A 21,060-nucleotide genomic window follows, 5' to 3' on the forward strand; every position below is an offset into this window, starting at 1 on the left:
ATTATTCAAACCTCACTTTGATTGAATTTTTGTGAGCAGTTAATCCCTCCTGCTCTGCAAGCCTCATGGCTGCATCCTTTACTCTTCTTAGGGCATCCTTACTATAATAAATTACACTTGATTTTTTTGTAAAATCGTCTACTGAAAGAGGAGAGAAAAATTTTGCCGTTCCACTAGTAGGTAAAACGTGATTTGGCCCTGCAATGTAATCCCCTAAAGGCTCTGGAGCATAGTCTCCTAAAAATATAGCCCCTGCATTTTTTATTTTATTTAATAGCTCAAAAGGATTTTTAACACATACCTCTAAATGCTCTGGAGCAATTTCATCTGAAAGCTCAATTGCCTGCTCCATTGTATCAGTTATAATTATTTTTCCATAGTCAGCTAGGGATTTCTCAGCAATTTCACTTCTTTCTAAAAGTGCTGTTTGTATTTCTAGCTCAGCTTTCACCTTCTCTGCTAAGCTTTCACTAGTTGTAATTAATATGGAAGATGCTAGTTCATCATGTTCTGCTTGAGATAACATATCTGCAGCTACAAATCTAGGATTAGCTGTTTCATCAGCTAAAATTAATATTTCACTAGGCCCTGCTATCATATCTATGTCTACATAGCCATATACAAGTCGTTTAGCAGTGGCAACATATATGTTACCAGGCCCAACAATTTTATCTACCTTTGGTACAGTTTGAGTACCGAAGGCTAGGGCAGCTATAGCCTGTGCTCCCCCAACTTTATATATTTCTGTTACTCCTACTTCCTTAGCAGCTACTAAAATTCCTGCGTTAACACTGCCTTCTTTAGATGGGGGTGTTACCATTACTATTCTTTTTACGCCAGCTACTATAGCTGGTAGAGCATTCATAAGCACTGAAGAAGGATATGGTGCTGTGCCCCCCGGAACATATATACCAGCACTTCCTACAGGGCCTATTTTTTGTCCTAAAATAATATCCTCATCATCTGAAGTAAACCATGAGTTTTGTTTTTGCTTCATATGGTAGCTTTTAATATTATCTATAGCTACCCTTATAGCACTTATAAATTCATCATCTACTGACTTATATGCCCTTTCGAATTCCTCTTCAGTAACCTTCAGACCTACGTCCTCTAAATTTACTTTATCGAATTCTTTAGTAAATTGAATAAGAGCCTTATCTCCATTCAACTTAACTTTATCTAATATCATTTGTACCCCATCGTTATAATCTGTAAAATCAACAGAGCCTCTTGAACTAAGTAACTCAAATATTCTCTCTCTATTTAATTGCTTCATGTTAACTATTTCAACCATATTTTACTCCCCTTTGTTAACTTCATCGGATATTCTTTGGATTAACTCCATGATTTTTTTCTTTTTAGTTTTAAAGCTCACTTTATTTACTACTAATCTAGCACTAATTTGTGCTACATCCTCTAAAACAACTAAGCCATTTTCCTTTAATGTCTTACCTGTTTCAACTATATCTACTATAACATCGGCCAACCCCATGATTGGGGCTAGCTCAACGGACCCTTCCTGCTTGATAACTTCGACGGATTGCCCTTTTTGTGCAAAAAACTTCTTAGTTACATTTGTATATTTAGTAGCTACAGTTAGGTGTTTTTTACTGTCGTAATCCATATTTACCTTTCCAGCTACTGCAAATTTACACTTTCCAAATTTTAAGTCAAGCACCTCATAAAGCTGTTTATCAGCCTCCAATAAAGTATCCTTTCCAACCATTCCTATATCAACAACCCCATGTTCTACATATGTAGGTACATCCGCTGCTTTTAAAAGTATAATCTCCAGGCCTTCCCCAGGTATATCAAACACTAGCTTTCTAGAGCCTGCCTTTAGTTCATCACAGTTCATTCCTGACTGGGATAATAAATCAATAGCAAAGTCAGCTAACCGACCTTTAGCTATAGCTAATTTTACCTTCTCCACAATTATGCCCCCTTATATGAACACCTTTTCTATATTCCCATTAACAATCTTAATTATTTCATCTACTTTTCTTCTTTTGCTATATTCTAATATATCCTCGGAATTTTCTAAAAGACAAATCTCTACGATATTACCTTCAGCCCTTATTTCATTAATTTTGTCCAATGTAGCCCCATCTATATCCCCTGAATCTATTAATAAATAATTTTTAGTTTTTGAATTATCTAACTTGTTTTGTAGCTTTAGAGCCCTAATAATTTGGTCCACTAAAAATGCAAATCCTGTGGCAGGACATTTAATGCCGAAGTCTTCCATTAACTGATTGTATCTTCCACCGCTAAGTAAAACTACTCCTAGGGATTTAGTGAAGCCTTTAAAAATAATTCCTGTATAATATTCAAGCCTTGCAACCATACCTAAATCAATAGAAATATATTTACCTAAACCCAACCTTTCAATAGATTGGCATATTAATTTTAGCTCCTCTACAGCCTCTTTCATTGCCTCTGTTAAAGGTAATTGTACTAATGACTCCAGTACTTCCTTTGGAGTCCCAAACAGTCTAGGTATCTCTGCAAGAATTAAACTTATATTCGGTTCTAAACCTAAGCCCTCCACATATTCTTCTAGCTCAATAAAGTTTTTATTCTCTATAAACTGGACAATTATTTCCTTCTCTTCCTCGTCAATATTAATACTTTTGAAAACTTCTCTTAATATTTTCACTTGGCCTATATCTATTTGAAAGTTTTCTAATCCAAGATCTATTAAGCTTTCAATGGCCGTAATAATAACCTCTACATCCCCTTTGTATGAGGATATTCCAAATAGTTCTACTCCAGCCTGACGAAACTCTCTCTTTTTCCCTGCCTGCTCCTCATCTATTCTAAATACATTTTCTACATAGGATAATTTTATTGGGTAAATAAAATCTTTCATTTTAGTTCCTACAATTCTTGCCATAGGAATAGTACAATCCGGCCTTAAAACTAAAAGCTTACCATTTGTATCTATAAGCTTAAACATCTTATCTCCACTTGCTGCTAAATAATCTGAAGAAAACATATCATAATACTCTAAGGTAGGACTACTTACTTCCATATACCCCATTTTTGTAAAGTTATCCATTAATCTATCCTCTAGGCTTCTTCTGTACGCGCAATCATCAATTAATATATCCTGTACCCCCTCAGGTAACAGAACCCTTTTAGAAACCATAATCTCCACTCCTGTCTACTTTAATTAATTAAAGTGATAAATCGAAAAAGTATTTTAAATTATATTAATATTATTTAACCCTTTTGTCAATATATATTTATTTATAATTTTCTCAATATTTCAAAACTTCTATATACATAATATACCATTTAGTTAATACCTGTCCTGGTTTTACTATTTATAGTTTTAAATTTGTTATACATTAATTTATACTATTTATAGATTATAGTATATACTATTGGGTATAGATTTCTTATTAAAACAACTATAAATACGAGATAGGGGTAGGCATATGCACAAAAACAGTATACCAGTCAGTATTATATTTACACTAATTTTAGGATTAATATTCAGTCATACTTTTTTATATTGCGAGGCCACCACCCCACAGGCTTTTTTTGATGCCTCTAATTATAGCTTTGATGAAAATGGAATATTTTCATTAAAGGGTTATTGGGAATATTATCCTAATAGCCTACTGGAGCCCTCGGATTTTGCTAATTCCGATTTAGATCCTAAATATATAACTATCCCAGGTGAGCTCTCGGCTCAACAATACAATGGAGAGGAATTCCCCGCAGAAAGCTATGGTACCTTAAGAACAGTGGTTAAACTTAAGGATTCAGCCGCCCTATATGGATTAAAGGCTAAATATTTATCAAGTTCAAACAGTATATGGATAAATGGTAAACTGCTATCTACCTCTGGAGTAGTTGGTACTAATAAATTAGAATATACTCCTAAATATATTCCTTCAGAGATATATTTCGTACCCAACAACGAGTATGTTGAAATAGTAATTCAAATTGCAAACTTTCATCATAGAAGAATTAGACTTAACGAAATATTACTAGGTAAAGCTGAACAGATTAAAAGGTTTACCAATTTAGGAATTATAAAGGAAAGTATTATTTTTGGTAGCTTAATTTTAATTGCAATATATTATGGAATACTTTATTATTTTATACAAAAACGAGAAAAGGCATCATTGTATTTGGCCCTTATCTCCCTATCTACTGCAATTAGGGGCATAATTGTTAACGAGAGGGTTCTAATACGGTTAATGCCAAATATTTCAGCTAAACTAATGTCGAAACTTGGGTATCTTCCAGTATTTATACTGCTACCTTTAATTTCTATATATATTAAAAATTTATTTAAAGAAAATGAAAATCTAATCTCTGATTATCTTTGTAAATACGTAATTGTTTTTTCAATATTTCTAGTAGCTCTTACCTCAGTAAAAGTATATGATATGGTTTTTGAATATGCTCAATACTTACTTATTGTAAATGCACTCTATTTAATATATATATTGGCTACTAAAGAATTATTTAAAAAATCTAAGGGCTATAAAATAATGATTATATGTGGAGTTGTATTGTTATTAACTGCGGTAAACGACCTTTTAAGAGAATTTGACATTATAAATTCTTTTGAACTATTCTCCTTTGGGGTAGTTATTTTTATTGCCATACAGGCTTTATTTTTAGCTTGGGAATTCAATTCTTCTTATATACAGGTTCAAAGCCTAGCAAATGAAAATAAATCTATGTTCGAAAAAATACAAGAGCTTAATCAAGATCTGGAGAAAAAAATTAAAGAGCGTACAACAGAGCTGCAAATGTTAAACAAAAAGCTTGAACAAACCTCAAATCTCGATCCACTTACAGGTTTGTATAATAGGCGATATTTTGAAAATAGGCTCTCTCATGAGTGGGAAAGGGCCTATAGGAGTAGTCTACCTATTTCAGTCATTATGATTGATATAGACTGCTTTAAGAACTATAACGACAATTATGGGCATTTACAGGGTGATGTCTGCCTACAACAGGTAGCTACGGAAATACAGTTAAATATACAACGTAGCACTGACTTAGTTGCCCGTTATGGCGGAGAAGAATTTATTGTTTTGCTTCCAGAAACTGAGGCTTCCGGTGCCTTAGTACTTGCGGAGAAAATAAGGAGTAGTATAGAAAACTTAAGAATTACTCATGAATATTCTCATGTAAGTGATGTGATTACTGTAAGCCTTGGAATTAATACTGTTATTGTTACTAATGAAATTGATAGAAATGATTTAATAGACAAGGCGGACAAAGGTCTTTATCTTGCAAAGCATAATGGTAGAAATCGAGTTGAAGTGTTAGCATAACACACGGCATATAGTTTAATGATTTTGATTAATAATCTTTTTACCTAAATCAATACGCCTTTTAAATAATAGCTACAAGTTTAGGTTTTTGACCAAGTCCATCCAACAAGTTAGACTTGGTCAAAAATCTAGTTTGATCATATATTTTGGATTATATAATTTATTTATTTTTTTACGAATAACCGTACAAATAAGGTGTTCTTCTTCTTTTATTACAATCTGTTATATAGATCCCGTAATTTATTGAGCGTTTCTTCTTTACTTAATTCTGATGTGTCAATCTCATCTTTTAAATAGTCCCAAAATGCTGCTGTAATGTTATTTTCACTGATTGCAAAAATAGCCTGTGGAGGGTTTGTCTTACTAACTATAGCCCCCAGATCCTCCTTGACGTAAAGACTATAATTCCCTTTTATATTATTGTTAATTAATCGTATATGATAATTCTCATATTTTATTAAGTACTGAATAGTATTTTCTAAATGAGCCTTATATTCCTCAAGTGTATAATTTATGTTTGTTGTTTCTGTAATTCCAGCAAAAGAAATACTCACTCTCCCTTTACTAACCTCCGAAACTGTTGGAATATGCAAAATCTCATATATGCTATATCGCTCTAACCCTTTTTCAAGTATTTCCTTTCTTTCGTAAAAATAATTAGTATATTTATCCTTTTCCCCACCAGCCAATCTGCCTATTATTGATTCTGCTACATCATTTGGCATCGTTGCCCAACTTAGCCCACTTGATTTTAGGATAACATCTGCATCTTCTTTTTCAAACTCTCTTAATAAATCTAAGTATTGTTGTTGATTATCATGGGTGAATATCCGCATTAGGGGTTTGCATAGTGAAAAATAACTATTAAATTCCTCAATCAAAGAATTTACCGCATTTGCATCTTTCAATAAAATGTTTAATGCCTTATCCTCCATAATTTCAATTGAAGTGGATGTTACGGCCGCTATCTTAGGTGCAATAAATAGGGTGCGTTTGAAAATTCCATCTCTTTTCTTTGGATAATAATAAGGCTCTATAGCACCAGTCATATACAAGGGTATCCATTTAGCGAGAGCTTCCAGCATTTCATTTAAATCACGACTTACATTATGAATAATTTTAATTCTATTGCCCTGGGCGATAACACGAGACAACAACTCTCCCCATTTAGCCGTAAAAGTCAAATCTCCTGTTAACCACTCCATAGACTCATCACTATACAATAATAATGTATTCGGTTTCTTAGTATTTAAAACCATAGATAAAAAAGTCAATACAGCTTCTCTTTTCCCTTCTATTCCATAATGCAAAGATATATTCGTTTTCATCTTGCCTATATTTGAATCGGAGGATTCTTCAATATCTCCAGACTTCTTCCATAATTGAATTTTGGATACTCCATCTAGAAAACCAGATATTGAAGCATGCTCTACTTCATCGTTACCAACTAACCAAAGATAGATCTGCTCTGCCGCCTTTTCAGGTTCACAAAATAAGTCTGGTGTCTTTTTTAGTGCTTCTGCTAGTGCCTTATGTTGATATGCCTCTGTACAATGGTTTGCAAAATATGTAGCCATTTTATTTAAGTAACCGGCATTTTTTACAAGCTTTCTTTCTCCTCTTCGTAATCTGCTTATATGTGAAGAATCCAATGAGGTATACATTGCCAGTGTGCTATTTGTAGTTTTAGTTATATTCATTATAAAATCAAGCTTTTCATAAAATTTCACTCTTATCCCCCCTTTAATTTGATTATAGCATAAAAAATATCTTCATCCCATTATTTGACATGATTGATGTCAATCAATTTGACAATGACAAAACCATTACGAATAAGATTTTTTTAATAATTTTCTATATAATTTTAAAAAAGGTAGGATATAAAGTCAGACTAGAAAACTAGATTTTATGCGACCGCAAGTAACTGTTTTAAATCTTTACGGGACTAATTTGGTGGCTTTGTAGACTCAACAAAACCCATAATGTGAGCTCAAAAATATTAATTAAACGAGGAGGTGTAACTTTAGGAAGACTGGTTCTGTGTAAATAAATAATATGCAATTTTGCATAGTTAGGAGGGCAATATGAAAAAATTAATATTAAGTAGTAAAAAACGTCTGTTAAGCCTTTTTTTATCAACAATATTAGTACTTACACCGCTAACTAGTACTTATGCTTCCCAGCCTAAGGATGTGAAAGACCATTGGGCAAAAGAGGTAATAACTGAGTGGGTTAATAAAGGGCTAGCTAATGGCTATCCCGATGGTAACTTTAAGCCTAATAGTTTAATTACCAGGGCAGAATTTATGACACTTACAAACAAGGCTTTTGGTTTTACAGAAGAAGAAGAAATTTCTTTTTCCGACGTTTCAGAAAATGCATGGTATTCAAAGGCTATAAAAATAGCGAAGGCAGCCGGGTATATAGGAGGTTATCCAGATGGAACAATAAAACCTATTAACTCAATTACACGACAAGAAGTAGCAATAATAATTGCAAAGATAAAAGGTTTAGAAAATAATCCAAGCTACTCAAATATCTTTACTGATGCTAATAGTATTCCTACTTGGAGTAAAGGACAGATCGGAGCATTGGTGCATGAAGGATATATGAGCGGCTACCCAGACGGTAGCTTTAAAGCTTCAAATTCAATAACCAGAGCTGAGGCATTGGTAACTTTAAATAGGGTATTAGATCCTGGAGTTTGGATTATTAATGAAACCGGCACATATGGTCCTAGTACAGGTGCGGATATATATTATGGAGACGTTACAATAAAAGCCGATGGGTCTATTCTGCAAAATATAATTATCACTGGAAATTTAACTATTACAGAAGATGTTGGAGAAGGAGAAGTAACATTAAACAATGTAATTGTAGAGGGAAACACCTATATTAGAGGTGGAGGCCCTGACAGTATATATATTAACGGTGGAGATTATAAAAATATAATTATACAAAAACAGGGTGGTAAACTTCGCGTAGTGATGATAAATGACAAAGGAGCATCATTAATAGTAGCAGAAGAGTCAAAAGACACGGAGATTATCTTAGAAGGAACCTTTGATAAAGTTGATATTAATACAAGTGGTGTTTTTCTTAAAATACAAGGAGATACCAGAATCAAGGAAATAAAAATAGATAACAAAGCAGAAGATGTAACTATTTCTACGTCCAAAGATACTGTAATAGACTTAGTAACAACTGATACCTTGACTAATATTATAAACGAGGGCAGGATAATTCGTGCTGAAGGTACAGCAGTTGAAGCTTCAAATTATAAAAGTAATTTACCGGATAACTTACAACCACGGCCACCGTCCCAATCAAGTGGTGGTGGAGGCGGAGGTGGGCCTTCATCAATTGCGGTAAATGCTATTAGTGTTAGTCCCACTACAATGACATTAATAGCCGGTGGAGTAACGGGTACAATTATAGCAACAGTAAGTCCTAATAGTGCTACTAATAAAAATGTTATCTGGTCATCTGATAATGAGGCTGTAGCAACGGTGGTTAATGGAATGGTAGTACCTGTTGCAGAAGGAACCGCAATAATAAAAGCAACATCCTCTTCAGATATAACTAAAAGTGCCGCATGTGTTGTAACAGTAACTGCTCCTATAAATAATGAACCAAAATTAATAGTATCACCCCCACAGGTAACCATTGATAGCCTTTTTAATCAAGCCTTTACATTGACAATACAAAATGATACAGTTGTAAATTCGGTTTATGCAAATCATATTTCATTAGGCGGGGTCTTTGAAGGAATAAACATTAGTAATGTAGATCGAACTAATGATACTACAATAACAGCAACACTATATGGAAATTTAACACATACAGGAGTTGGAAGAATTACCTTGGATGCTGATGCTTTAATGAATAGTACTAATTCACTATACATTGATGTAATCGTATCTGATGGTATAGAAGTCCCAGTTAGTGCTATTAGTGTGACCGGTTCAGATACCGTTATTGATGGTCAAACACTGCAATTAGGTTTGACTATAGTACCAACAAATGCAACAAACAAAGAAGTAACATGGTCAGTAACAAATGAAACTGGAGAAGCAACCATTGATTCAAATGGTTTGTTATCAGCAGTAAAAGAAGGAACTGTAACTGTTAAGGCAACCTCTAAAAATGATTCATCAGTTTTTGGAGAAAAACATATCACAATAACTCCTCCAGCATTAAGTATTTTAAATGTAAATGTTTCTGGTACAGCCAAAGTAGGAGAAACTTTAACTTTAGATATTTATATGAGTGATGGGCAGTCAGCGGGTGATCGGGTTGAATACTTTGCAGCAGTACAAGAATCTGAGAATTCTCTAAATGCTATAGGTTATATCACTGTTAATTCCAATACGATGACAATACCTTCTACATTTGAACTAAATGAAGGTGGAAGTACATCTATAATAGGAAAACATATTGATTTTGGTGCAAAATTAAAAGATGTAATTAATAGTAGAATTGCAGATAGAGTTGGTCCAATTTCCCCAGCAACAGATTTAACTTATGCAATAAATGTTTCTCCTGTAGTTGGTGGTACAGCTACGGTTGATGTAAATAAGTCAGTAGCTGCAGCAGGTGAAATAGTTTCTGTAACTATCTCTGACATACAATCTGGTAAACAATTTAAATCTATCCTAGTAAATGGTGGAGCTATAGCTACTACAGAGATATCCGAGGGGGCTAGCTACACATTTGTAATGCCATCAGCTTCTGCTACAGTAGTAGTTGAAATTGAAGATGAGCCTATAGTAACTTATTCTGTAACTTTATCTCCTGTAGTTGGTGGTACAGCTACGGTTAATGTAGATAAATCATCTGCAGAAGCAGGAGAGTTAATAACAGTAACTATCTCTGACATACAATCTGGTAAACAATTTAAATCTATCCTAGTAAATGGTGGAGCTATAGCTACTACAGAGATATCCGAAGGGGCTAGCTACACATTTGTAATGCCATCAGCTTCTGCTACAGTAGTAGTTGAAATTGAAGATGAGCCTATAGTAACTTATTCTGTAACCGTATCTCCTGTAGTTGGTGGTACAGCTACGGTTAATGTAGATAAATCATCTGCAGAAGCAGGAGAGTTAATAACAGTAACTATCTCTGACATACAATCTGGTAAACAATTTAAATCTATCCTAGTAAATGGTGGAGCTATAGCTACTACAGAGATATCTGAAGGGGCTAGCTACTCATTTGTAATGCCATCAGCTTCTGCTACAGTAGTAGTTGAAATTGAAGATGAGCCTATAGTAACTTATTCTGTAACCGTATCTCCTGTAGTTGGTGGTACAGCTACGGTTAATGTAGATAAATCATCTGCAGAAGCAGGAGAGTTAATAACAGTAACTATCTCTGACATACAATCTGGTAAACAATTTAAATCTATCCAAGTAAATGGTGGGGCTATAGCTACTACAGAGATATCTGAAGGGGCTAGCTATACATTTGTAATGCCATCAGCTTCTGCTACAGTAGTAGTTGAAATTGAAGATGAGCCTATAGTAACTTATTCTGTAACCGTATCTCCTGTAGTTGGTGGTACAGCTACGGTTAATGTAGATAAGTCAGTAGCTGCAGCAGGTGAAATAGTATCTGTAACTATCTCTAACATACAATCTGGTAAACAATTTAAATCTATCCTAGTAAATGGTGGAGCTATAGCTACTACAGAGATATCTGAGGTGGCTAGCTACACATTTGTAATGCCATCAGCTTCTGCTACAGTAGTAGTTGAAATTGAAGATGAACCTATAGCGTCTCCTCAAGGACTCTTGCTCGATGCAGAGGCAGGAACAAACTTCACAGGTGTTCTTTACACAAGGGGTGGAAATATTTATTACAATAAACAAGACAACAATGGAATCTGGGACACAGAAGCTTTGATAGGGGTAGGTTTAGAGGGCAAACTTGCCATTGATGGTTCTGACAAACCTCATGTGGTCTATACTACACCAGAGAATAAAATCGGATATAGAAAGTATGACGTGAGTGGATGGATAGAAGAAGTATTAATTGAAAGCAATAATAGTGGGGCTTGTTCTAAACCAGATATTGCTGTTGATGGAAACGGGCATGCACATATAACTTATACTGATACAAAAGGAGAACTATATGGATTATGGGACTACGAAGATATAATGTATGCAAATAACTCTACTGGTAACTTTGTAAAACAAGTTATTACAAAAGGATATAGGGATAATTCAACTTCCCCTTGGTTTATATTTAGATATTTAAAAGGATCAACTATTACTATAAATTCCGATGGGAATTATATAATCACATTACATCGATATTTTCAATATAGGGATTCTGGAATGCCAGCAGTAACAACACATCATTATGGAGTAGAGGCAAAAACTTTTGGAGCTAGTGGAGTAACCACGAACACATCTAGTACTAATACAGATACTGCTGATATCTATAACTCTATTACGAAAAATGGGAAGACCATAGTGCTCTATAAGGAAAGAACTTTTAAAACATCTGAATTAGTAATCAGCGGTGGCACAATTGACTTTACTAATACTAATAACATCTCAGTTTCAACAGTTAAATCCGTTTCTACCGATGGTACCAATATAGTAGTAGTTGGAACAAACTCTGGCAAACTTCAAGCTCAATACAATGATACCGTTCAAGATTTTTATGAAATCGAAGTAGGAAGTAATGCAGTGTATATCGTCAATATAGATGGAAAATTCTATGCTGTTTACACTGACGCATCTGATCAAATGATTAAAATGACTGAAGTTACAGAATATAACTAGAAGTCCATGAAGAACAGTGTATTTAAAAGCTTACCTTAAATTTAGTTAGTATTCTCATAAAGCATATCCTAGAAGGAGGAGCCCTTATGAAATCCAAAATATCCCTAATATTAGCTTTTATAATGATTTTTAGCCTCACTGCCTGCGGAGGGCCGTCGGAATCCAACTCCGAGAAATTTGACATAAACATTGTGGTGAGAGAGATAGAACCAACGGTGCTACAGACTGGCAATGAAGCCACTGCTATTGCCCTAAAGCAATATGTGTATGCCCGGTTGCTGACGGAACAGCTGGCTACGGAAGATTTTAGCCAGATTTCTGAAGCAGAACGAAAAAAAAGGATTGATGCTCTGGTATCTGCGTGGGAGACAGCAACAAAATTCACGACCAGCGCGGAAAAGCTGACCAACCAGGCGATCCTAGAGCTTGGAAACACTGCTTCTCTTCCTATGTCAACAAAGAGCCCCTTTTCTTTCCTGTCCGTTGCCTATGCAGCAGAAAAATCTAAGGAATTCGACCAGGTAGCCTGGGCAGAAAAACTGACGAAGCAGTACGATGCCCTCAAGGGAGCCAAACGTTACAACCAGCTTGCCAAACAGCTTGGAGTGGATGCTAAGACTGCCTATGAACAGATGACCGTGGCTCAGAAGATCATCCACGAAGGAGCTATGGCGGATGCAGATTGGAACAACAAGGTGGTCAATATCCTACAGGCCACCAAGACCACTTCAAAAGTAGCGGTTTTTGGCCTATCCCTAGTAGCCACAGGGGGCGCTAGCGTTTCCGTCCTGGAGGGTGCCGGATTCATTGCCAGCGGCATTGAATGTGCCATTGAAGTGGCAGATACCAGCAGCACTATTATCCTGGGGGAGAAGAATAAAGTATCCGTTGGCTTCAATGAACTAAAGAAAAAAACAGCTCCTGTTACTTCAGTGATTGGGCTTTTGAATTTTGATTTGACCAACCTGCAGGAGAAGACCAAGGGAACCGGGGATGCCCTGGTGTATATCAGTGATTCCTTGATGGATCTGTACTTTGAAAACAAGGTACTGGGAATGGAAATATCTACTTCAAAAGATGGAAAAGTAACCATTAACGGTCAGGTAATAGACGTCACGGACCTTAGTGAGGAGGCTATAAAATCTACCTTAGAAACCGCCGGATACCCGCTCCCTGAAGGGTCTATGAAAATCCTTGATCTAATCCAAGACACCTGGAATCCGGATATTGAAGTCATGAGAGCTCGAATGGAGGTCCTGACTGCAACCATTTTTGAAGAGGTTTCCGAAGAGCCTCCGGTGATGGTAGCAGAAGATATTTTCGGAACCTACAGCTGTGTAATGAAAGTAGCGGATGAGGAACCCCAAACCGAAATCATTACATTAAGAGATAACGGAGACGGAACGGTAACCTGGATATCGGATGATGAAGAAGAAACGATCCTCTCTTACAACGCAAACACCAATGAATTGTATTATGAAAGTGAAGGACTGACCATTGAAATACAACTTTCTGTCAAGCTGGGTAGCGTGACCGGTACCGGCCGGATGTATGGAGAGTTCTGGGATTCGCCTATAGATGTCGTTATTGATATGGTAAAGCTATAATAAAGCAATAAATAACCTCGTACAATTCAACATTGGATATTGGATTGTACGAGGTTTTTGTTAGGGTTTAGAAAAATGAGGAGATTATGTTCTTAGTATGGTCTTCATTTTTCTATTATTAAGTTACATTGCAATTCAGTAATAAGATGTAGTACTATGTTGAGGAGCAATCTAAGCGATGATTAGGGTTCTATATTGAGCAGCTAGAACAGGGTCTCAACTATACCTATAAATATATCATATCTCTACTTAAGTGATTACAATAAATAGTAGGTTTTGTTTAAAACCATGACTCTACGAAGGATATACTATTACATTTAAATCATATTAGAGCCTTCTTTCTTAATAACTTAACTCTTATTTGCATATAAAAAATTCTTCTCCACTCATGGACAAAGGTCTAAATTATTATAAAAAGTAAAAGTGCAATAAATATACGCTTAATAGGTATTTATTCCACTTTAATAATTATTGTTATTTAGCTGCATTAGCAGCAACCTGTACTGCATCCCAAACAGTTGCAAAAGGTGGGGCATAACAAAGGTCTAAATATCCTATATCTTCCGTTGTCATTTCCTGATCTATAGCCACTGCAAATATATCTAGTCTTTTTGCGACTCCATCTTCCCCAGCCATTTGTGCCCCTAATAAAACCAGTGTATCTTTGTTATACACAAGCTTTATCGTAATTCTTTTTCTGCCTGGATAACTTCCCGCGTGGCTTGATGTCTTAACTAAGACTGTGTCATAATTAATTCCTAAATCTTTAGCCTCTCTTTCCGTTAATCCAGTTAAGCCTACGGATAAATCCACTACCTTTAATACTGAAGTACCCAATGCCCCCTTAAACTCTACTTTTTCTCCACCTATATGTCCTCCTGCTATCCTACCCTGCTTATTGGCATTAGTCCCTAGGGGTAAATAAACATTTTTCTTCTTTATTTTATGATAAATTGACGCACAATCTCCGCCTGCATAAACGTATGGTATAGTGGTTCTTGAAAATCCATCCACTACTAATGCCCCATTTTTTAAAAACTCAGCACCACTATCCTTTAATAATTCTGTAGCTGGTTTGATACCTAAAGCTAATATTACTAAATCTGCTGAATACTCTCCCTTTTCAGTTTTAATGCCAGTGGCTTTTTCTTCCCCTAATATTTCAGTCAATGATTCATCTGTATGTACTTCTACACCATGTTTCTCGAGCTCTTCACGAATTATCTCTCCAAACTCCTCATCCATAACATTCATCAATTCTTTTGGTCGTTGAAAAATCCTTACCTTCTTATTTAGATGAAGCATAGTTTCTACTAACTCCAGTCCTATATATCCACCACCTACAATTACTACGTCTCTAATATTATCCTTTGAGACCATATATTTTATAGAATCAGCATCTGGTATATTTTTTAAAGTTAAAACATTTTCTAATTTTACACCAGGTATTGGTGGTACAAAGGAATGGGAACCTGTTGCAAACATTAAATAATCATATGGCCGGGTAAACGTAGCTCCGGTGTTATGGTTTAAAACATCGACAGTTTTTTGATTCACATCAATTGAAGTAACCTCATGGTTTAAATACACAGAAATATCACTTTTCTCGAATTCTTCTGGAGTTCTGGAAAATAGTTTTTCTTTAGATGTCGTTACTCCTGCAATATAATAGGGTAAGCTACAAGCTGAATAAGATACATACTCTCCCATTTCAAATACAATTATATCTAAATTTAGATCAAGTCTCCTTGCCTTTGATGCAGCACTCATACCCGCCGCATCACCTCCAACAACAATTAATGTTTTTTTCATTTACTTACACCTCACAGTGATATTTATAATAATTATATCATACCCTTATTCATCATTTTTCCTCATACTACTACTATATTATTTAAAAAATTTACGATTTATCCAAAATCATGGTATAATATACCTATTAACCTTGATCATTTAAACATGGATAATGTTACTATATGTTTTTATTTTACATTATTATTCCAAAATTATGAGGGGTGTATTTAATGAGTGATTTAAGTAAGAAAATATTATTATGTGATGATTCCTTATTAGTTCGGGTGCAATTGAAAGAATTTCTGTTAAACTATAATTCTTCATTTGAAATTATTGAGGCCTCAGATGGTGAACAAGCAGTTGAAAAGTATATTGACAATAATCCTGATTTAGTTTTTTTAGACATTGTAATGCCCCAGGTAGATGGTTTAGAATGCTTAAAAAGAATAAAAGATTATGATCAGGACGCGAAAGTTGTTATTATTTCATCCATAGGTAACCAAGTTATGCTAAGAGAAGCCCTAAAGGCGGGGGCTATGAACTTCATACAGAAACCATGGAATGAAGAAGGTGTTAAAAAAGTACTAGAAACACTATAAATTGTAACCAGGGGTGAGAAAATGTTGCATCAATATTTTGGAAACTTTTTGTTAAATAAAGGATTTATAGATGCGGAGACCTTAAACAAGGTTCTTGATAAAAACCGTTCGACTAGGGTAAAACTCGGTATATTAGCAATGGATAATGGTTTTATGAATGCAGAGCAAGTTAACAAAATACACAATATTCAAAAACAGACAGATAAGAGATTCGGGGAAATTGCTGTAGAGTTAGGTTATTTATCTGAAGCTGATGTAGAAGATTTATTGAAGCAACAAAAAATCGGTACTGTTCAATTAAGTCAAAGTCTATTAGATTTAGAAATTTTCACCATAGAAAAGCTAGAAGAGATACTTAATTTATATAATGAGGATGTAGTTAAAGATAATTCTCTTACCCATTTAGATAAGGGCCCCACTTATGAATTAGTTAGCCCATTGATTAAATCTCAATACGATTTATCAGGAATTATTTCATTAGATATTGTATGTGACTTTGTAACCCTATTTTATAGAAAATTAGTTCGTTTTGTTGATAGTGAAAGCTTTTTAAACACGGAACCAAACGTCACAATTCCTGAAAATATCATTCTTGCTAAACAAGGTATTACTGGGGATTATACCTTTAATACATATTTAGGTATGGATGAAAATACATATATCAAATTTGCATCGGCATACTCTAAAATTAATATTACCCAAAGAGATGAATTAGCAGACGCAGCGGTTTCAGAGTATCTTAACCTTACTAATGGACTATTCACACTAAATATGGCTGATGAAAACTATATTATTAACCTAACCCCACCAACTACCTTAACAGATTTCAGTAAGGTTAATATTAATAAGAATATATTAGTTCCATTTATGACTAAGTTTGGACAAGTGTTTTTAATCGTACAGGGCTTAATCTAACTACCAGTGTCTCAAAACTAAATAACTTTCACATAAAAACAATAAAAAAACAAAAAAGCTCCAAACTCCACCCAAGATTATTCTGGATGGAGTTTTATTGTCTTAATTCCCTTAAGATTCACAATGATTACATTTATTCAGCAAACCAAATTCTAATTTCTCTCTCTGCACTTTCTATACTATCGGAGGCATGGATAATATTTTTAGTAACACTGTGTGAAAAATCTCCTCGGATAGTACCCGGAGCAGCCAACCTTGGCTCTTTATTTCCAACCATAAGACGAATAATCTCCACTACATTTTCCCCTTCTAAGACCATCGGCATTACTGGACCTTCCAATATGTAGTCTACTAATTTAGAAAAAAACGGCTTATCCTTATGCTCTTCATAATGTTTTTCTACAGTAACTATGTCAGCAGTTACAATTTTACCCTGTACAATCTTAAATCCTTTTTTCTCAAATCGACTAATAATTTCACCTATTAATCTTCTCTCAACTCCATCGGGTTTAATCATTACAAAAGATCTTTCCATTGCTTTTCCCTCCTCTTTTATCTATAATTTAATATAATTAAAAAATAAAATACTTTGTTTTTCTCCTTAAGCTCCAACTAGAATTGTATCTAATATATCCAGCAGCTCTTCAGAGGTAATTTTAGATAGCATTGTTTCTCCTGGCTGTATTACAGCATTTATCATTTCTTTTTTCTTTTCTTGCAAGTCAAAAATTTTCTCTTCTATAGTTCCCTTAGTAATTAGCTTAATTACCTGTACTCTGTTCTTTTGTCCTATCCTATAGGCCCTATCTGTTGCCTGATCCTCTACTGCTGGATTCCACCATGGATCGAAATGAATAACAGTATCTGCTCCAGTTAAGTTTAAGCCAGTGCCCCCAGCCCTTAAGGAAATTAAAAATATCTTGCCCTTGCCTTCATTAAATCTATTAACCATTTCTCCCCTATCAATCATTGGAGTGCTTCCATCTAAATAGAAATAGTCAATATTTAATTCATCTAGTCTCTCTTTAATTAAAGCTAAATTACTAGTAAACTGTGAAAAAAGTAAAATTCTATTATCAGTCTCCATATAGGATTCTAAAAGTTCATTTAGTAGCTCCATTTTTCCACTGCCCCCTTTGTAATTGTCAAGAAAGAGCGCTGGATGGCAGCAAATCTGACGAAGCCTAGTTAAGCCCGCAAGGATTTTAATCTGACTTCTCTCAAATCCGTTTCTTTTAATCTCGTCCTCTATTTCTCCCTTTATTTCTTTTAAATATGCTAAATATACTTGTTTTTGTTCCCTAGTTAAATCTGTGACCATTTTACTCTCTGTTTTTTCAGGAAGCTCTGTTAAAACCTGTTTCTTTAGCCTTCTTAAGAGAAATGGCCTTATAAGTTTACCTAGCTCCTTTAAGGAATTTTCATCCCTATCCTTTATAATTGGTTTTTCAAATCTATTTTTAAATTTGTTATGTGAGGCTAAATATCCAGGCATTACAAAATCAAAAATTGACCATAGCTCAGTTAATGAGTTCTCTATTGGGGTTCCAGTTAATGCAAACTTATGTTTTGCTTTAATGCCCTTTACGGATTTTGCACTTTGTGAAAGTGGATTTTTTATATGCTGTGCCTCGTCTAAAATACAATAGTTAAAGCTTATAGACTCATATAAATCAGCATCTCTTCTTATTAATGGATATGAAGTTATTACAATATCATATTCATCTACTATTTTTAAGATATCTTCTCTTTCTCCCTTATTGCCAACTATAGCTAGTGCTTTTAGCTGTGGAGTAAACTTCTCTATTTCATTAAGCCAGTTATATACTAATGAAGTAGGAGAAACAATTAAAGCTGTAGACTTCCCTTTTTCATTTTTTTCTGAAAGCAAATAACTTAATATTTGTAGAGATTTTCCTAAGCCCATATCATCTGCTAAAATTCCACCTAAGCCATATCTAGTTAGGGTCTTTAGCCAACGCATACCTTGAAGCTGATATTTTCTTAAAACACCTTCTACTTCCTTTGGTGCCATATATTCAACATCATCAAAATCTTTAATATCCTCTATAAATTTCTTAAAACCTTTATTTCTTTTTATAAAGCTCAGGTCATTTTCCTTAAGTAATTCATCAAAATACAGGGCCTTATATTTCGGTAGTTCTATAACCTTATTTAAAATATCATCTTCAGTTATATCTAGTCTTTCCATTAATTGATTTAAACCTAACATGTAGTTATCATCTAATGGAATAAAGCTGCCTTCCTTTAATCTAAAGTATTTTTTCTTTTTTCTAAGAGATTTTAATAGACCCTTTAATTCCTTATCACTTATACCCTCTATATCAAAATGAAACTCTAATAGATCAAGCTCAGAATCAAATCTCACACCGCCACTAAACAATGAAGGGGCTTTTATTTCCATAGTTTTAAAGGACTCAGAATAATATATATCAGTATTTTTTTGTAATTCCTTAAACCCTTTATTAATTACGCTAAAAATTAAATCCTCATCCTGTAAATAGGCCTCTCCATTTCTTACTTTAAATTCATTTTTTTCGAAGTAATCAAGTATTGCTTTTTCCTTATCTATATCTCTAATTAAAATTCTTCTATCATTTTCTTCTCTTTTAAATGTAGTGAACGGATTTATTTTAATATCCCCATATGACCATATAAGCTTTGCAACAATTTGATCTTCTTTTTTATCAAAATATATTTCACTTTTTAATTCAGGACTATAAATCTGCTCCTTTAGGCTACTACTAATTTCAACTTCCCCTATTTCACATATTCTAGGAAAAATATTTGTTATAAAGGATTCTTCCTCTTCCTTTGGAATTTTTAATTTAAAATCCTCGTTAATTTTTTTAGATAGAAAGGGCCTAATGCCCATTCTTTGTTTCTCTGGTACTATACAAATTCCGTCCTCAGTTAAAAATAATTTGGACTCATAATCTAGAGGAATTAGCTTCTTGTCTATTGATAGATTTAATTCCATATCTTTATTCTTCTTATCTAATATAAACTGAACAGGAAGTTCACCTTCATAAATAGGTAAATTACCATATGGTCTACCTAATATTTCGAATTTAATATTATCAAAATTCTCTGTTTGAAGAAGTTTTAAGAATCGTTCAAAGGACTTAGTACTAAGCTGTATATGTTTTCCCATAAATAGATGATTAGAACTATTTCCATAGTAATCGTGATCCACAAGCTGCTCATGCTCATACATCTCTACAATCATATCAATTAATTTTTGATCACTATCCTTAAATTTATGTTCGCCAGGATTAAAAGTAAAATTAACTCCGAAATTAATAGGTAACTTCCGATATATAGCGCTTATAAAAGTCCTCATATTTTTAACTATGTAAAGTCTATCTATCCCTATTCTTAAACTTAAAAAGCATTTAAAATCTTCGTTTCGAAAGCCACCCTTACTTATCTCAAGGGTAATTTCTAATTTAACAGGTATTCTATCATTATTAATATTTTTAAAATAGTCTAATATTTCGTTTGAATATAGCTCTACCTTTTTCTCTGAGAATAGCCCTCTTTGATCCTTCTCCTTTATATCTAACAATAGTGCTACAATATGCTTGCAGTGGCCATAGTAACCATCATGAGCAGGACATGAGCAATCTCCATCCAAAAATGACCCTTCCGTATCAAACTCCGCCTCTACCTTATAGTTATATGTTCCATTTACCTGAGCCTTAAATTTATTTTTAATAGGATCAAATGTAAGCTTAGTTACTTTTCTTTGTCTATAGTATTGTACGCCCTTAGTGTATGCTCCTTGGTAGCTTGCAATATCTCTTAAAAGCTCATCATCTATATTAAACATCTAAATCCTCTTTTCTATCGTTATTATCACATTATTATAATTATATCTAATGATTATTCACTTTTGAAGAAAAACTATAAAATATTAATGTATAGATAGGCGTTATACATATATTGAAGTAAAACTTTGTGAGATATATTAATAAAAATCCCACATAATATGATATTACGGAAGTAAGGAAAGCAAGGAGAA

The 21,060-nt window shown here is 34.1% G+C and carries 12 protein-coding genes; 5 read left to right on the top strand and 7 right to left on the bottom strand.

Annotated elements, in window-relative coordinates; translation table 11 throughout:
- Position 1: 1 nt before the first annotated feature.
- The 3 genes from hisD to hisZ are packed head-to-tail and all read right to left on the bottom strand — an operon-like array spanning position 2 to position 3,151.
- Positions 2-1,294: a histidinol dehydrogenase gene (hisD, locus tag HZR23_RS03835; protein ID WP_132848398.1), complete on the bottom strand. Its 1,293-nt coding sequence runs from the start codon at positions 1,292-1,294 to the stop codon at positions 2-4.
- A 3-nt stretch (positions 1,295-1,297) separates the two neighbouring features.
- Entirely contained in the window at positions 1,298-1,933 is a 636-nt protein-coding gene (hisG, locus tag HZR23_RS03840) for an ATP phosphoribosyltransferase (RefSeq protein WP_132848397.1), read from the bottom strand.
- A gap of 12 nt (positions 1,934-1,945) precedes the next feature.
- A complete protein-coding gene (hisZ, locus tag HZR23_RS03845) occupies positions 1,946-3,151 on the bottom strand; it encodes an ATP phosphoribosyltransferase regulatory subunit (protein ID WP_132848396.1) in 1,206 nt (401 codons plus the stop codon).
- Between the two features lie 292 nt (positions 3,152-3,443).
- Here hisZ and HZR23_RS03850 point away from each other — a divergent pair, with 292 nt between their 5' ends.
- Positions 3,444-5,306 (top strand): sensor domain-containing diguanylate cyclase, encoded by a 1,863-nt coding sequence (locus HZR23_RS03850; protein WP_132848395.1) that lies wholly within the window; start codon positions 3,444-3,446, stop codon positions 5,304-5,306.
- Between the two features lie 212 nt (positions 5,307-5,518).
- Here the strand turns inward: HZR23_RS03850 and HZR23_RS03855 are convergent, their stop codons facing one another.
- Entirely contained in the window at positions 5,519-7,036 is a 1,518-nt protein-coding gene (locus HZR23_RS03855; protein ID WP_132848394.1) for a transcriptional regulator, read from the bottom strand.
- Positions 7,037-7,390: 354 nt separating this feature from the next.
- Here HZR23_RS03855 and HZR23_RS03860 point away from each other — a divergent pair, with 354 nt between their 5' ends.
- Both HZR23_RS03860 and HZR23_RS03865 read left to right on the top strand, forming a co-directional pair.
- Positions 7,391-12,100: an S-layer homology domain-containing protein gene (locus HZR23_RS03860; RefSeq protein WP_132848393.1), complete on the top strand. Its 4,710-nt coding sequence runs from the start codon at positions 7,391-7,393 to the stop codon at positions 12,098-12,100.
- A gap of 86 nt (positions 12,101-12,186) precedes the next feature.
- The gene (locus HZR23_RS03865) at positions 12,187-13,707 is read left to right on the top strand and encodes a hypothetical protein (protein ID WP_132848392.1); all 1,521 of its coding nucleotides are present in this window, start codon (positions 12,187-12,189) and stop codon (positions 13,705-13,707) included.
- A gap of 474 nt (positions 13,708-14,181) precedes the next feature.
- On the opposite strand, the gene HZR23_RS03870 is transcribed toward HZR23_RS03865, so the two are convergent.
- Positions 14,182-15,519 (bottom strand): CoA-disulfide reductase, encoded by a 1,338-nt coding sequence (locus tag HZR23_RS03870; RefSeq protein ID WP_132848391.1) that lies wholly within the window; start codon positions 15,517-15,519, stop codon positions 14,182-14,184.
- A gap of 212 nt (positions 15,520-15,731) precedes the next feature.
- On the opposite strand from HZR23_RS03870, the gene HZR23_RS03875 reads away from it, so the two are divergent.
- Positions 15,732-16,100, top strand: a complete 369-nt coding sequence (locus tag HZR23_RS03875; protein WP_132848390.1) for a response regulator — start codon at positions 15,732-15,734, stop codon at positions 16,098-16,100.
- A gap of 21 nt (positions 16,101-16,121) precedes the next feature.
- The gene (locus tag HZR23_RS03880) at positions 16,122-17,015 is read left to right on the top strand and encodes a hypothetical protein (RefSeq protein WP_132848389.1); all 894 of its coding nucleotides are present in this window, start codon (positions 16,122-16,124) and stop codon (positions 17,013-17,015) included.
- Positions 17,016-17,148: 133 nt separating this feature from the next.
- Here the strand turns inward: HZR23_RS03880 and ndk are convergent, their stop codons facing one another.
- Together ndk and HZR23_RS03890 are read right to left on the bottom strand one after the other, a co-directional pair.
- Positions 17,149-17,550, bottom strand: a complete 402-nt coding sequence (gene ndk, locus HZR23_RS03885) for a nucleoside-diphosphate kinase (RefSeq protein ID WP_132848388.1) — start codon at positions 17,548-17,550, stop codon at positions 17,149-17,151.
- A 66-nt stretch (positions 17,551-17,616) separates the two neighbouring features.
- Positions 17,617-20,868, bottom strand: coding sequence for a DEAD/DEAH box helicase (locus HZR23_RS03890; protein ID WP_132848387.1), 3,252 nt, complete (start codon positions 20,866-20,868; stop codon positions 17,617-17,619).
- Between the last annotated feature and the right edge of the window lie 192 nt (positions 20,869-21,060).

Source organism: Serpentinicella alkaliphila (assembly GCF_018141405.1).
GTDB lineage: Bacteria > Bacillota > Clostridia > Peptostreptococcales > Natronincolaceae > Serpentinicella > Serpentinicella alkaliphila.

Bases quoted from the DNA above. Each gene is read 5' to 3' on its own strand.
- HZR23_RS03880 (WP_132848389.1), top strand. From the start codon at position 16,122: ATGTTGCATCAATATTTTGGAAACTTTTTGTTAAATAAAGGATTTATA.
- HZR23_RS03890 (WP_132848387.1), bottom strand. From the start codon at position 20,868: ATGTTTAATATAGATGATGAGCTTTTAAGAGATATTGCAAGCTACCAA.
- hisZ (WP_132848396.1), bottom strand. From the start codon at position 3,151: ATGGTTTCTAAAAGGGTTCTGTTACCTGAGGGGGTACAGGATATATTA.
- HZR23_RS03875 (WP_132848390.1), top strand. From the start codon at position 15,732: ATGAGTGATTTAAGTAAGAAAATATTATTATGTGATGATTCCTTATTA.
- HZR23_RS03865 (WP_132848392.1), top strand. From the start codon at position 12,187: ATGAAATCCAAAATATCCCTAATATTAGCTTTTATAATGATTTTTAGC.
- ndk (WP_132848388.1), bottom strand. From the start codon at position 17,550: ATGGAAAGATCTTTTGTAATGATTAAACCCGATGGAGTTGAGAGAAGA.
- HZR23_RS03860 (WP_132848393.1), top strand. From the start codon at position 7,391: ATGAAAAAATTAATATTAAGTAGTAAAAAACGTCTGTTAAGCCTTTTT.
- HZR23_RS03850 (WP_132848395.1), top strand. From the start codon at position 3,444: ATGCACAAAAACAGTATACCAGTCAGTATTATATTTACACTAATTTTA.
- hisD (WP_132848398.1), bottom strand. From the start codon at position 1,294: ATGGTTGAAATAGTTAACATGAAGCAATTAAATAGAGAGAGAATATTT.
- HZR23_RS03870 (WP_132848391.1), bottom strand. From the start codon at position 15,519: ATGAAAAAAACATTAATTGTTGTTGGAGGTGATGCGGCGGGTATGAGT.